Source organism: Phenylobacterium sp., from assembly GCF_022402485.1.
In the GTDB taxonomy this organism is placed as follows: domain Bacteria; phylum Pseudomonadota; class Alphaproteobacteria; order Caulobacterales; family Caulobacteraceae; genus Phenylobacterium.
The window spans coordinates 125,654-138,752 of the sequence record NZ_JAKRSA010000015.1 but is presented as its reverse complement, the minus strand read 5'-3'; the positions used below and the strand labels follow the sequence as shown (position 1 = coordinate 138,752).

Below are 13,099 nucleotides of genomic sequence, written 5' to 3'. Positions count from 1 at the left end.
GCGGTGCTCCAGCAGGCTCCCCGCCCTATAGCCGGTCCGGCGACCCCCTGACCAGGGCGACCGAGGCTGGCTGAGGCCCTCTCATTGGCCCCCAGATCGCTGAAGGGCCGAAGGGGCGGAGGGGCGCGACACTCAGGCCGCTCCGCCCGGTTCGCTTAGCGGCTGAACTTCTGGAACTTCAGGCGATGGGGAATGAGGCTGTCGGTGCCCAGGCGCCGCTTTTTATCTTCCTCATAGGCGTCGAAATTGCCCTCGAACCACTCCACATGGCTGTCGCCTTCGAAGGCCAGGATGTGGGTGCACAGGCGGTCAAGGAACCAGCGGTCGTGGCTGATGACCACGGCGCAGCCCGGGAAATCCTCCAGGGCGCTTTCCAGGGCCTGCAGGGTCTCCACGTCCAGGTCGTTGGTGGGTTCGTCGAGCAGGATGACATTGCCGCCGGACGCGAGCGTCTTGGCCAGGTGAACGCGGTTGCGCTCACCACCAGACAAGAGGCCGACCTTCTTCTGCTGGTCGCCGCCCTTGAAGTTGAACGAGCCCACATAGGCGCGGCTGATGATTTCGCGGGTCCCGACCTTCATCACATCGAGACCGCCGGAGATTTCCTCCCAGACGTTCTTGTTGGGATCCAGCGCATCGCGGCTCTGGTCCACATAGGAAAGCTGCACCGTCTCGCCCAGGCGGATCTCGCCGGCGTCGGGGACCTCCTGCTTGGTGAGGAGCTTGAACAGGGTCGACTTGCCAGCACCGTTGGGGCCGATGACACCGACAATGCCGCCGGGCGGCAGGCGGAACGTCAGGTCCTTGAAGAGCAGCTTGTCCCCATAAGCCTTTTCCAGATGGTCGGCCTCGATGACCACATTGCCCAGGCGGGGCCCAGGGGGGATCTGGATCTGGGCGAAGGACTGCTTCTCACGCTCCGAGGCGTTGACCAGCTCATCAAAGGCCGCCAGGCGGGCCTTGGACTTGGTGCGCCGGGCGCTGGGGGAGGACCGCACCCACTCAAGCTCGCGCTCCAGGGTGCGCTTGCGGCTCTCGCTCTCCCGGTCCTCGATGGCCGAGCGCTTGGCCTTCTGTTCCAGCCAGGACGAATAGTTGCCCTCGTAGGGCACGCCCTTGCCGCGATCGAGCTCCAGGGTCCACTTGGTCACCTGGTCCAGGAAGTAGCGGTCGTGGGTCACCAGGATCACGCAGCCCGGGAAGGCTTCCAGGTGATGCTGCAGCCAGGCGACGCTTTCGGCATCCAGGTGGTTGGTCGGTTCGTCCAGCAGCAGCATGTCAGGCTTGGACAAAAGCAGGCGGGCCAGGGCCACCCGGCGCTTCTCGCCTCCGGAGAGCTTGTCCACCGACCAGTCATTGGGCGGGCAGCGCAGGGCGTCCATGGCCATTTCGATACGGGAGTCGATGTCCCAGAGATCGCCGGCGTCCAGCTTCTCCTGGAGGGCGGTCATCTCCTCCATCAGCTCGTCGGAATACTCCTCGCCCATCTTGGCGGCGACGGCATTGTAGGCGTCGAAGATCTTCTTCTCTTCGCACCAGGAGATTACATTGCCCCAGACATCGAGATCATTGTTCAGGTGGGGTTCCTGTTCCAGATAGCCCATCTTGACGCCATCGGCGGCGCGGGCCTCGCCGGTGAACTCCTTGTCGATGCCGGCCATGATCTTCAGCAGGGTCGACTTACCCGAGCCGTTGACCCCGACCACGCCGATCTTGGCGTCGGGGTAGAAGGACAGCCAGATGTTCTCGAACACCTTCTTGCTGCCGGGATAGGCCTTGGTCAGGCCCTGCATCTGAAAAATGTGTTGCTGCGCCATGGATGGTGCCGCGCCCGCCTTTGAAATTGCGATTTCGGAATTGCGCCAGGAGATAGCCGCCCCCCGGCCCGCGCGCAACCTGGGGCCGACATCCGTGGGAACAAGCCGCACCCGCCGGGCGTTCCTTCGGTGACAAAGAGGCGCCCCCGCGTCTTTCAGACCCCAAGGAGTTTCCCATGCACAAGGATCAAGCCCAAGGCACCGCCAAGGATATGGGCGGCAAGGTCAAGGAAGCGGCCGGCAAGCTGACTGGCAATGAGCGCCTGGAAGCCGAAGGCCACATGGACCAGGCCGCTGGCAAGGTTCAGAAGGCTGTCGGCGACCTGAAAGACGGTGCCCGCGACGCCTTGAAGAAGTAGAGATCAGTTTCGATCCAAGACTGGGCGCCGTCCTGCGAAGGACGGCGCCTTAGTACGTCGGGCGTCCGAAGATTCCCCGCCGGCGTTGCGGCGGCGGAGGCGGCGGTAGGGCCATAGGGGCACCGTCCAACTGATAGCCCCGCTCATACCCATCCATGGACCACCCATAAGCGGACGGACCATAGGCGGCCTGGCCATAGGCGTCAGGCGGCGCAAAGGCCTGCAAAGGCCCGGCACCGAAGGACTGGCAATACAGACCTTGCGGCTGGGTGTAGGGATCGCAGAGGTCGGTGGCGTACAGATAGTTTGGGGCCAGGGCAGGCCGTGTCTGGCTGTCGAACATCAGACCGCCCCGGGGGCCGCCAAAGCGGTTGTGTTCAATGACCGGGGCGCCGCCAGCGAAGTAGCCGCCGTATTCGTCACCCCATATGGCCGACTCCCGGACCACGACCTCGCCCCAGTCGGAGATGATGCCCCGGCGGGCGCGAACCCGGCTGCGAACCAGCTCGAGCTTGGCACCGCGATCCACATAGAGGCCCGTGATCCAACCACCGATATAGGCGTTGCGGACCAGGAGCTTTCCGCCGCCGCTGCGCAGGCCGCGCACAGTTATGCCGGTGGAGCCCGGCAGGGTCCCGCCTTCGGCGACCACGCCCACCTGCAGCAGACGGCTCTCGCCGGCCGCAGGCGTGATGTCCAGGCCCCGCACATCGGCGGCGATGCGCACCTGGGTGAAGTCCAGCGTGGCCGTGTCCACCAGAACGGCAGCGTCGTTGGTGCGGGCCTCGATGGTGCTCTGGCGCCCCACCAGCCGACCGCCGGAGACGAAGATGGCGGCAGCCTCGCCCGCATAGCGGACATAGGTGTTGACCAGGGCGATCTCGGCATCGACGGCCTCAATACAGGCGCTGCGCCCGCCCTGGTCGGCCTCGATGACCATGTCGCGGATCTCGACGCCGCGGGTGCCCGGCGCCACGCGGATGCAAGGGGCGCCCGCCGGCGGTGACAGCCGCGCCGGCTGGGGTTCAGGCCCGGTGGCAAAGGCTGGCGATCCTTCGCCGATGATCGTCACAGGTCGGTCGATATAGAGCGTCTCGCGGCAGACCCCGCCCCGGGCGCGGATGAACAGCACGCCGCCGTCGGCCAGGGCCCAGAGGGCATCGGAGACCGGATAGGGGCCAAGCTTGGGATCGGCGCAATCGATGCTGAGACTGTTGAGATAGCCGCCCCTGGCGGGGGGGTGGCCACGGCCCGGATGCGGATGGGCGCGGGTCGGCTTGTGATCGGGCTTGCGCCACTGGTTGGGACGGTAGGGCGAGCGAAGCGGCGGGGTGATCAGACCCCCAAAGTTAGGGCGGATCTGGGCGTCCACCCGGGCGTCCGGATAGGCCTGAGCCGGGGCTGGAGCCGCCAGGGCCAGGCCCAAGCCTGCGCACAGGGCACCGATCAGGAGCAGCGAGCGGGCAGGTCGTACAGTTTGAGCAGTCACCGTCTGTGCGCCTTTGTCAGGTTCGCGGCGCGCGGGAGACCTGAGCCAGGAGCTCGCGCAGCCTTTGAGCGGAGGGTTTGAAACCGGCCAGGGCCGCATCGATCTGATAGACCACGGCGCTGGCCTTATCCTGGTCGGCCACCCCCTCCATCCCCAGGGAGAAGAAGGTGGACATGGCGTACTTCGCCTCGGCATTGCCCTGCCGATCGGCCTGGGAGAACCAGTGGAAGGCCCGGGCATAGTCCCGGGGCACTCCCACGCCCTCAGAGTACATTACCGCCAGGGTCAGTTGAGAGCGGGCCTGACCATTGACCGCAGCGTACTGGATGGCCCGGACCTCCTCCAGGCTGGACAGGCGACCGGTGGCTGGACGGCCCAACATGGCCTGGAAGGCCTGGATCTCCGTGGCCGTCAGGCTGGCCTTGGTCAATGCCGGCTTTTCGGTCACCCGCAGATAGGCCAGGGCATGGCCCACATGGATGAAGGGCAGTTCGTCGACCCGGGCCAGGGCGGCGGCCTCGGCCTCGCCGGCGCGAAGGCTTTCGTCCGAAAGCGGTACGCCGGATTCCGGGGCCTGGGGGGGGTAGAACTCGAAGGGCGGGGTCCACCGCTTGGCCTTGGCCTGAGCGTCGGCCCCCAGGGCGGCGCGTCCGGTCGACGACCGTTCAAAGTCCTTCAGCATGACGAACCCGGCCACATCGCCGCTCTGAGCGGCGAGGTAGTTGAAGAGATAGACGTCCACGTCATTGCGGGTGAACAGGGTCGCCGCAGCCGGGGGCCTGCCCCGCTTGAGATCGCGCGGATCGATGGGCGAGCTCTCCATCGGATCACCGAAGGGGCCAAAGCTCACATCATGCAGCCGTGCCAGGGTGCGGAAGCCTGGCGCCCCCTGCGTGGAAAGCACATAGATCACCCGATCGCGGACATCCTGGCGCTCCTCTGAGCTCATGCGCTCCAGGAGACGCTCCAGGGCGCTATAGGCACCCAGGCGTTCGGCTTCTCGGCAGTCCTGCAGCCGGCGGCCGGGGCGCTGGCCCTGGGCTGCCATGACGATGGGCGCAAAGCCGTCGGGATTGGAGAGCGCCAGCTGATACCAGACGGCGGCCTCCACCGGATCGTGGATCTTCCGCGCCTCAGCCTCGGCCCCGCCGTAGCGCCGGGCCAGATCGATCTGGGCGAAGAAATCACCGGCAAAGGCCTGGCGGCGCAGGGCCCGAATTTCCTGCTCCTGGACGTTGAAGGCCTGGGTGGTCAGGAAGGTCTGAGGCCGGGGGCAGGACTGACCGGCCGCCTGTCCCCCAGGCCCCTTCGGACCGGGATCACAGCCGAGCAGCGGCAGCAAAGCCAAGAGCCCCGCAAGGGTCGCACCCTTGCGCAGGCCTTCGCGCAGCGATCGGTCCGACCCTGGGACCATGGCCCGTTGCTCCCCCACATTCAGAGCGCGTTAACCATAAGTTGTCGCCGGCAGTAGCCGTCTGGCGACGTCCTCTGTCAAGCTCGCCCGCCAGGCTGGGGCAAGATTTCGGCGAGTTGTCAGACAAGGGCTCGCATTATGGTCCAAGACCGCCGTTCGTCCACATTTCGCCCCAGTCGACCCGGCAAGCTGTGCCTTAGGGGACGACTCAAACCAGGACCGCACCGCCATGGCGCCAACCGCGATTCGCAATCTTCTCAGCCTGAGCCTGGCGGCATTGATGGCCGGTGCCCCCATGGCCAGCGCCGCCCCGAGGGGGCCGCTGGACGGAGAGCCCACGGCCCGGGCCTGCGCCCGCCTGGGCTTTGCTCAGCCCCAGTCACGGCAAGGTCGGTTCAGTCCCCCGCCCCCACCCGGCATGGCCGCACCTTCCGGGGTCATGGGGCGCGCGGCACCGGTAATGGCCGCGCCCATGGCGGAACAGGCCGCGCGCTGGAGCCCGCCCGCATCGCCCATGCCGATCCCGTTCCCGCCTCCCCCTTTGGGCCCAGCGCCTGTGGTGGATACAGAGCGCTATCCTGATGCGACGTCGAACCCCATCCGGCGCACCGCCGACGATCCCGTCTCCACCTTCTCCATCGATGTGGACACCGCCAGCTACGCCAATGTGCGGCGGTTCCTGAACGACGGCGCGCGGCCCCCCAGTGATGCGGTTCGGGTCGAGGAGCTGATCAACTATTTCGACTATGGCTACCGCGCCCCCAGCGACCGCAGCACGCCCTTCGCCACCAGCATCAGCGTCGCGCCGTCGCCCTGGTCGGACCAGCGGGAGATCCTGCACATCGGACTGCAGGGTTATGAACTGCCCTCCGCCGAACAGCCGCCGCTGAACCTAGTGTTCCTGATCGACACCTCGGGCTCAATGGAGAGTCCTGACCGCCTGCCCCTGGCCCGCAAGGCCATGAACCTGCTGATCGACCAGCTGGGTCCTGAGGACCGTGTCTCCATGGTGGCCTATGCCGGCTCGGCGGGCGCTGTGCTGGCGCCCACCGATGGCCGACAGAAACTGATGATGCGGTGCGCCTTGGGGGCGCTTTCCGCAGGGGGGTCCACCGCCGGCGGCCAAGGCCTGACCTTGGCCTATGAGCTTGCCCAGCAGAACTTCGACCCCGAGGCGATCAACCGGGTGATCCTGATGACCGATGGGGACTTCAATGTCGGCATCGCAGACCATGACCGACTGAAGGATTTCGTGGCCGAAAAGCGGCGCAGCGGGGTCTATCTGTCGGTCTATGGCTTTGGTCGCGGCAACTATAACGACCAGATGATGCAGACCCTGGCGCAGAATGGGAACGGTACGGCGGCCTACATCGACACCTTGGCCGAGGCCCGGCGGCTGTTTCTGCGGGACCTGCCCGCCAGCATGTTCCCCATCGCCCAGGACGTGAAGATTCAGGTGGAGTTCAATCCCGCCCAGGTCAGCGAATATCGGCTGATCGGCTACGAGACCCGGATGCTGAACCGGGAGGACTTCAACAACGATCAGGTCGATGCCGGCGAGGTCGGGTCAGGAGCCTCGGTGACGGCACTCTATGAACTTACCCTGGTCGGGGCGCCGGGCTCAAGTGACCCCCTGCGGTATCAGAGAGCGCCAGACCCTGCCGACGGCGGCCAGAGTCAGGAACTGGCCTTCGTCAAGGTGCGCCATCAACCCCCTGGGGGCGGCGTATCGGAGCTGATGACCCGCCCTGTGACCGCGCAGGACCGGACCACATCCCTGGCCCGGGCCCCGGAGGCCACACGGTGGGCCGTGGCGGTGGCGGCCTTTGGTCAGATGCTTCGCGGGGGCCCTTGGATCTCTGAACGGTTCGGCTGGGGCGAGGTCGAGGCCCTGGCCCAGGACGCCCGTGGGCAAGACCGCGATGGCGACCGGGCCGAGTTCATCACCCTGGTGCGTAGCGCCGCCGATACCCAGGTGCGATCCGACGGTTCCTAACCCCCAAGGGTCCGACGGTTCCTAACCCCCAAGGGAATGAGAACGCGCCCGTTTGCCGGGCCCTGCTCGAGGCGCGGTCAGCGGCACAACATCTCCGCGCCACCTTATCCCCTTCCCCTGACGGCTTAGGGGCGGGACTGCGCAAGCAGCCCCGCCCTCAAACGATCAGCGGCCGGTCGGCAGATCCTTGAACGCCACATCCTTGTCGACCCGGATGTCCCCGGGCAGGCCAAGCACGCGCTCGGCGATGATGTTGCGCAGGATCTCGTCGGTTCCGCCGGCGATCCGCATGCCCGGTGCCGACATGAGTGACGCCTGGAAGGCCCCGCGCAGGGGCGCCAGCGCCGGATCATTGATGATCCCGTACTGGTCGAGCATCTCCACAGCCGAATGGGCCAGTTCCTGCATCTGCACGGCCGAGATGATCTTACCGATCGAGCTCTCCGGGCCGGGCGTCTCGCCCTTGGAGAGCGCGGTCATGGTCCGGTTACGGGTGTGCTTCAGGCCCTCAGCCTGGACATACCAGTCCGCCAGCTTTTCCCGCAGGGCCTGGTCCTTGATGGCCGCCCCGCCGTCGAGGCCCGGCGTCTCACGGGCGGCTTCCAGGAAGGCGCTCCAGCCAGCCCCGGAGGCCCCGCCGACGGCCAGTCGCTCGTTCATCAGGGTGACGAGGGAGACCCGCCAGCCGTCGTCCACAGCGCCGAGACGCTGGCTGTCCTTGACCCGCAGATCGGTGAAGAAGACCTCGTTGAAGCCCGAGCCCCCCGACATCTGATGGATCGGTCGAACCTCAACCCCGGGTGCCTTCATGTCGATCCAGAACATGGTCATGCCCTTGTGCTTGGGCGCGTCCGGATTGCTCCGGCAGATGACGATGCCGAAATCGGAGAACTGGGCCCCGGTGGTCCAGACCTTCTGACCGTTGATGATCCAATCACCGGACCCGTCAGGGGCGCGCTCAGCCCGGGTGCGGGCGCCGGCCACGTCAGAGCCCCCAGAGGGCTCGGAGAACAGCTGGCACCAGATTTCCTCGCCGCGCAGGGCTGGTCCGACGAAGCGCTTCTTTGTGTCTTCGTCGGCAAAGGTCATCACGGTGGGCACGCACATGCCCAGACCGATCTGGAAGGGATTGCCCGGGGTCGGGAAGGCGGATTCTTCCTGGCCGAAAATCACCTGCTGAATGGGGGTGCCGCCCTGGCCGCCCCACTCCTTCGGCCAGGTAATGCAGGCGTAACCGGCGGCGGCCTTCTTGGCCTGCCAGGCCTTGGATGCGGCCAGTCCGTCGCTGGATTCGCCCAGGGGATCAGGCTCGCCCACCCGCTTCTTGGGGGCATTGGCCGTCAGCCAGTCACGAACCTGCTGGCGATAAGCGGCCTCTTCGGGGGTGTCTTTGAAATCCATAATGATGATCCCTTTCAGGCGGCGGCGTTACGACGTTCAAGCTGGCTGACCAGCCGTTCCTTCCAGACCCGCGGCGCGCCCGCCACGAGGGAAAGCTGGCGCGAGCGCCGGTAGTGCAGATGGCAGTCCATCTCCCAGGTGAAGCCGATGCCCCCATGGGTCTGGATGTTTTCTTTTGAAGCGAACCAGTAGGCCTCAGAGCCAGCGATCCGCGCGGCGCTGGCAGCCACTGGCAGTTCGGCGGCCCCGGTGTTCAGCGCCCAGGCACCATAGTAGGCGTTGGAGCGGGCCAGTTCATTCTTCACATAGATGTCGGCCAGCTTGTGCTTGATCGCCTGATACGAGCCGATCACCCGGCCGAAGGCGTAGCGCTCCAGGGCATAGGCCTTGGCCATTTCCAGACAGCGGTCGGCACCGCCGCACTGTTCGAAGGCCAGCAGAACGGCAGCACGGTCATTGATCTGCTCCAGCAGCTCAAATCCCTGGCCGGCCTCACCCAGTCGCTTCACCGGCGTGTCCTTGAAGGTCAAGCGCGCAGCATCCCGGGTGGGGTCGAGGGTCTTCAGCGCGTCGCGGGTCACCGACGGATCAGTGAGATCGGCCACGAACAGGGCCGGACGGCCATTCTCCTTGGCCAGCACCAGGGCAACATTGGCGATGTCACCGTCGGTCACCGGCAGCTTGACCCCGGTGAGCTTGCCCCCCTCAACACTGGCCTGCAGGGTCGAGGCCGTGGTCACGCCCGGACCTTCGGAAGTGGCCATGGCACCGATGATCTCGCCCGCCGCGATTCGCGGCAGCAGATGGGCCTTTTGCTCATCAGAGCCGGCCAGCATGATCCCTTCGGCGAGGAAATAGACTGTGGAGGCAAAGGGGATCGGTGCCACGGCCCGACCCAGCTCCTCGGCGATGACACAGAGCTCCAGCCGGCCCAGACCCAGCCCGTTGTACTCCTCCGGGATGGCCGCGCCGAGCCAGCCCTGCTCGCCCACCGCCTTCCAGAGATCCTCATCAAAGGACCTGGCGTCCTCGTCCAGGACCTTGCGCACCCGGCTCGTGGGGCACTGGGCCTCAAGGAACTTTCGCGCCTCGTTCTTCAGAAACTTCTGGTCGTCGGAAAAATCGAAATTCATGCCCGTCTTGTCCCGCCGCGTTCACGGCGTCTGCGTTTCCCTGGAAAACACACCATACGCATCGCAGCGGGCGTGGAAAGATTGACCTCGCGTCAAGGATTTCAGAGTCTTATGGGCGGAAATCTGTGTCGGTGGTTTTTATGGCCAAGGCTGTTTTCCAACGTAATCAAAAGGTGTGGGTCGAAAGTGTCGGTGCGTGGGCGGTGATCGAGAAGATCGTGCCGGTCTGGGCCCGCGGTTTCGATGAGCCCGTGCGGGTGACTTATGATGTGGGCCTGGGTCGTGACTTCCACGGCCACGAGCTCCGGGCTGAGCAATCAACCCATGAATTGGGCAATGACGACGAGCCAGCCTGGCGTCTCCTGCGGGCGCGCAACAAGTGGCAGCAGCCCGACGACTGCGCCCATCATCCCTATCCGGGATCCTATCCCGTGGTGGTGACTGACCCCAATGACTGGGGCGGGTGGCGCGTGCCCGGAGCCGAATATGACCGGGCCCCCCAGAAGATCGAACAACAGGCCCGGCTGATCGCGTCGTCGAGGCGGCTTCTATCGATCGCCCGCCATCTCGCCGCCCTGGTGGACGAGGCGCCCGAAGATGCCCCGCCAGAGATTCGCCGCCTGGCTGAGGAGGCCCGCAAGGTCGATCGGTACCTTCAGCAGATCCCGTCGGCCAGCGACCCACAGCCAGAATTCTCCGAAGACGCCGCCTGAGCCCATTTTGCGACCGCCGCGCCCCTGGCGAGGGGGCGCTGGCGGGGTTACATCGGTAACATGCGCACCGAAACGCCCCAGCCGATCCGCCTGTCCGAGTATCGTCCGCCCGCCTTCCTGGTGGACGAAGTGCACCTGGACTTCGACCTCAGGCCCAGCGCCACCCGGGTGAAGGCCAGGCTCAGCCTGCGCCGCAATGGCGATCATGCCGAGCCCCTCGTTTTGAACGGGGAGCACCTGACGCCAGTCTCGGTTGCCATTGATGGTCGCGCCTTGACCGAGGCCGAGCGGTCGATCGATGACGAGGTCCTCACGATCCCGTCCGTCCCAGACGCCTTCGTCCTTGAGACCGAGGTGGAGATCAATCCAGCGGCCAATACGGCCCTGGACGGCCTGTATATGTCCGGGGGGCGGTTCTGCACCCAGTGCGAGTCTGAGGGCTTTCGGAAGATTACCTGGTATCCGGACCGCCCTGATGTGCTGTCGCGGTTCACGGTGCGGATGACCGCAGACAAGGCCTTCCACCGCCTGTTGTCCAACGGCAATCTGATGGAGTCTGGGCAGACCGCAGACGGTCGCCACTACGCGGTGTGGAACGATCCCTTCCCCAAGCCGAGCTATCTGTTCGCCCTGGTGGCTGGCGAGCTCGACGTGCTTGAGGACAGCCTGATCACCATGAGCGGGCGCAAGGTTGACCTGCAGATCTTTGTGGACCCCGGCATGGCCGACCGGGCGACCTACGCCATGGACGCCCTGAAGCGCTCCATGACCTGGGACGAAGAGGCCTTCGGACGGGAATACGACCTCGACCTGTTCATGATCGTGGCGGTGCGCGACTTCAACTTCGGCGCAATGGAGAACAAGGGATTGAATATCTTCAATTCCTCCCTGCTCCTGGCCGACCCGGCCACGGCGACAGACTTCGATTACGAACGCATCGAGAGCGTGGTCGCCCACGAGTATTTCCACAACTGGACCGGCGACCGCATCACTTGCCGCGACTGGTTCCAGCTCTGCCTGAAGGAAGGCCTGACCGTCTTCCGCGATCAGAGCTTCTCCGCCGACATGCGCGGCGCGGCCGTGCAGCGGATCAAGGACGTCAAGGCGCTCCGAGCCCGGCAATTTTCCGAAGACCAGGGGCCATTGGCGCACCCGGTACGACCGTCGAGCTATCTGAAGATCGACAACTTCTACACCGCCACCATCTATGAGAAGGGCGCAGAGGTTATCGGCATGCTCAAGACCCTGATCGGGGCTGAGGCGTTCCGGAAGGGCATGGACCTCTATTTCGACCGTTGGGATGGCCATGCCACCACGGTGGAAGCGTTCATTGCGTGCTTCGCCGAAGTGTCGGGTCAGGACCTGACTCACTTCTTCAACTGGTACGAACAGGCCGGCACCCCCCGTGTCGACATCCGCAGCACCTATGACGCCAGCGCCCAGACGCTCAGGCTGGACCTGACCCAGCAGACGCCGCCGACGCCTGGTCAAGCCAGCAAGAAGCCTCTGCCGATTCCGGTACGCCTGGGGCTGCTGGACGAAGATGGTCGGACGATGGCCTTTGTTCGTGACGGGCAGGCCGTGGACGAAACCGTGGTGGTGCTCAATGCCGGGCAGGCCAGCCTCACCCTGACCGGTGTTACCGATGCGCCGATCGTTTCGGCCCTGCGTGGGTTCTCAGCCCCCGTGGTGTTGACCACCGATGCGGCACCCAAGGACCGGTATGTCCAGCTGGCGGCTGATCCGGACCTGTTCAATCGCTGGGAGGCCGGCCAGGATCTGGCCCGGGACCTGATGCTGGCCCGCAGCGCCGGAACCCCAGATGAGGTCGGCGAAGAGCGTTATGCTGAGGCGGTCGGGCGCGCCCTGGGCGACCAGTCTGCCGATCCGGCCTTCAAGGCCCTGCTGCTGGCCCTGCCCAGCGAGGCCGAACTGGCCCTGGCCCAGCAACCCGCCGATCCTGCAGCCATCCACCTGGCCCGAACCGCCCTGCGCGCTCGACTCGCCGTTCATCTGGCCGAAGACCTGAAGCGGCTGCACACCGGACTTCAAGACGCCGGGGAGTTCTCTCCTGACGCCGCCGGCGCTGGCCGTCGGGCCCTCCGCAATATGGCGCTGGAGATCCTGGCCGTTGACCCCCACGCTGAGAACGCTGAGCGCGCCTACGGCCACTACGAAGCCGCCGGCAACATGACCGACGCCATGGGCGGGCTGTCAGCCCTGATGCAGATCGGCGGCCCGCCGTTCGAACGGGCGCTGGTGGACTTCTACGAAAAGTGGAGCGCCGAGCCCCTGGTGATCGACAAGTGGTTTGCCCTGCAGGCCCGAGCCCCAGATGAGGGCGCATTGGGTCGAGTTTTGGGTCTCACCGCCCATCCGGCCTTTGACTCCAAGAACCCCAATCGCCTGCGGGCCCTGGTGGGCACTTTCGCCGCCGGCAATCCCGTTCGGTTCCACGATCCCAGCGGTGCGGGCTACCGGTTCCTGGCCGATCAGATCCTGTCGGTGGACGGCTTCAACCCCATGACGGCGGCCCGGCTCCTGGAGCCCCTGGGCAGCTGGCGCCGTTACCGACCCGAACTGGGTGCTCAGATGCGCCTGCAGCTCGAGCGGATTGTCGCGCAGTCCGGATTGTCGAAGAACGTCTATGAGCTCGCCTCGCGCGCCCTGGCGGAAGATTGAGAGCCAGGCCCGCCCCGTCCGGGCGGAAACCAAGTGTGAACGCGACCGTATGACTCGTGACGTGGAGAGTCCGCCCGCTTAGACTCCTGTTTGAC

9 protein-coding genes are annotated in these 13,099 nt (G+C 65.8%); 4 read left to right on the top strand and 5 right to left on the bottom strand.

The genetic code is table 11. From position 1 onward, the window contains the following. Positions 1-155: 155 nt before the first annotated feature. On the bottom strand, positions 156-1,817 hold the full coding sequence (gene ettA, locus MH112_RS05585; protein ID WP_296565037.1) for an energy-dependent translational throttle protein EttA: 1,662 nt from the start codon (positions 1,815-1,817) through the stop codon (positions 156-158). A gap of 176 nt (positions 1,818-1,993) precedes the next feature. On the opposite strand from ettA, the gene MH112_RS05580 reads away from it, so the two are divergent. After that, positions 1,994-2,176 (top strand): CsbD family protein, encoded by a 183-nt coding sequence (locus MH112_RS05580; RefSeq protein WP_296565034.1) that lies wholly within the window; start codon positions 1,994-1,996, stop codon positions 2,174-2,176. 49 nt (positions 2,177-2,225) lie between these two features. Here the strand turns inward: MH112_RS05580 and MH112_RS05575 are convergent, their stop codons facing one another. After that, on the bottom strand, positions 2,226-3,665 hold the full coding sequence (locus MH112_RS05575; RefSeq protein WP_296565032.1) for a hypothetical protein: 1,440 nt from the start codon (positions 3,663-3,665) through the stop codon (positions 2,226-2,228). Positions 3,666-3,681: 16 nt separating this feature from the next. Beyond that, the gene (locus MH112_RS05570) at positions 3,682-5,079 is read right to left on the bottom strand and encodes a tetratricopeptide repeat protein (protein WP_296565029.1); all 1,398 of its coding nucleotides are present in this window, start codon (positions 5,077-5,079) and stop codon (positions 3,682-3,684) included. 229 nt (positions 5,080-5,308) lie between these two features. Here MH112_RS05570 and MH112_RS05565 point away from each other — a divergent pair, with 229 nt between their 5' ends. After that, positions 5,309-7,075 (top strand): VWA domain-containing protein, encoded by a 1,767-nt coding sequence (locus tag MH112_RS05565; RefSeq protein ID WP_296565027.1) that lies wholly within the window; start codon positions 5,309-5,311, stop codon positions 7,073-7,075. 165 nt (positions 7,076-7,240) lie between these two features. Here the strand turns inward: MH112_RS05565 and MH112_RS05560 are convergent, their stop codons facing one another. Both MH112_RS05560 and MH112_RS05555 read right to left on the bottom strand, forming a co-directional pair. Further along, positions 7,241-8,476 (bottom strand): acyl-CoA dehydrogenase family protein, encoded by a 1,236-nt coding sequence (locus tag MH112_RS05560; protein WP_296565026.1) that lies wholly within the window; start codon positions 8,474-8,476, stop codon positions 7,241-7,243. A 14-nt stretch (positions 8,477-8,490) separates the two neighbouring features. Beyond that, the gene (locus tag MH112_RS05555) at positions 8,491-9,609 is read right to left on the bottom strand and encodes an acyl-CoA dehydrogenase family protein (RefSeq protein ID WP_296565024.1); all 1,119 of its coding nucleotides are present in this window, start codon (positions 9,607-9,609) and stop codon (positions 8,491-8,493) included. A 140-nt stretch (positions 9,610-9,749) separates the two neighbouring features. Here MH112_RS05555 and MH112_RS05550 point away from each other — a divergent pair, with 140 nt between their 5' ends. Together MH112_RS05550 and pepN are read left to right on the top strand one after the other, a co-directional pair. Further along, entirely contained in the window at positions 9,750-10,322 is a 573-nt protein-coding gene (locus MH112_RS05550) for a hypothetical protein (RefSeq protein ID WP_296565023.1), read from the top strand. A gap of 60 nt (positions 10,323-10,382) precedes the next feature. Then, positions 10,383-13,004, top strand: a complete 2,622-nt coding sequence (gene pepN, locus MH112_RS05545; protein ID WP_296565020.1) for an aminopeptidase N — start codon at positions 10,383-10,385, stop codon at positions 13,002-13,004. Positions 13,005-13,099 lie beyond the last annotated feature (95 nt).